This window comes from Oleiphilus sp. HI0067, assembly GCF_001635735.1.
This window is the reverse complement of the sequence record NZ_LWFI01001579.1, coordinates 1-732: the sequence shown is the minus strand read 5'-3', so window position 1 is coordinate 732 and position 732 is coordinate 1. Positions and strand designations below refer to the sequence as shown.

Genomic DNA, 732 nt, shown 5'->3' with positions numbered 1-732 from the left:
TGAGCAGAACGTACTTCTTCAAACTCAGCACTTGGTGACGCATCCGCAGGTTGCAGCAAAACTCGCAACCGGAAAAATAACTTTGCATGCTTGGTATTACGATATTGGCAGTGGCGATGTTAGAGCATACGACGAAAGTTTGGCCAAGTTTGTGTCGGTGGAAGAAAAGTACAAAGATCTAGCAAAAGCAATGATCGTTGAGCAAGATCAATGCGGCTCTAATCACGATTGCTAATGGAAGAATAACTATAGAGCAAAAGCGCTCTGTAAATACAAAAATAATAAGGTAACTATGACTGACTTACCCCAGATTACCCATAAAAGAGCTTGTCATTTGTGCGAGGCCATCTGTGGCTTAGATATTGTTACACAAGGTGATCAGATCCTCAGCATTAAAGGAGATAAAGATGACCCCTTGAGTCGAGGTCACATATGTCCGAAAGCGATTGCGTTGCAAGATTTACATGAAGATCCAGATCGTATTAAAAAACCGATCAAGAGAGTGGATGGCGAGTGGGTAGAAATTCCTTGGGAACAGGCGTTTTCAGAGATCGCTGAGCGAGTCGCGGCGCTTCAAGGTGAACATGGTAACGACAGTCTTGCCGTGTATGCAGGTAACCCAAACGTCCATAACTACGGTAATTTAACGCATGGCAAATTACTCAGAAAGGCATTACAAACTAAGAGTAATTTTTCGGCCACTTCATTAGACCAATTGCCGCATCACTTCGT

At 43.3% G+C, this 732-nt stretch carries 2 protein-coding genes; both read left to right on the top strand.

The annotated features are described in order from the left end of the window. A partial coding sequence (locus A3739_RS25765; RefSeq protein ID WP_304440318.1) for a carbonic anhydrase occupies positions 1 to 235 on the top strand: 235 nt, incomplete at its 5' end. Positions 236 to 292: 57 nt separating this feature from the next. Continuing rightward, positions 293 to 732, top strand: a 440-nt coding sequence (locus tag A3739_RS25760; protein WP_156502845.1) for a molybdopterin-dependent oxidoreductase, incomplete at its 3' end; no start/stop codon positions are given.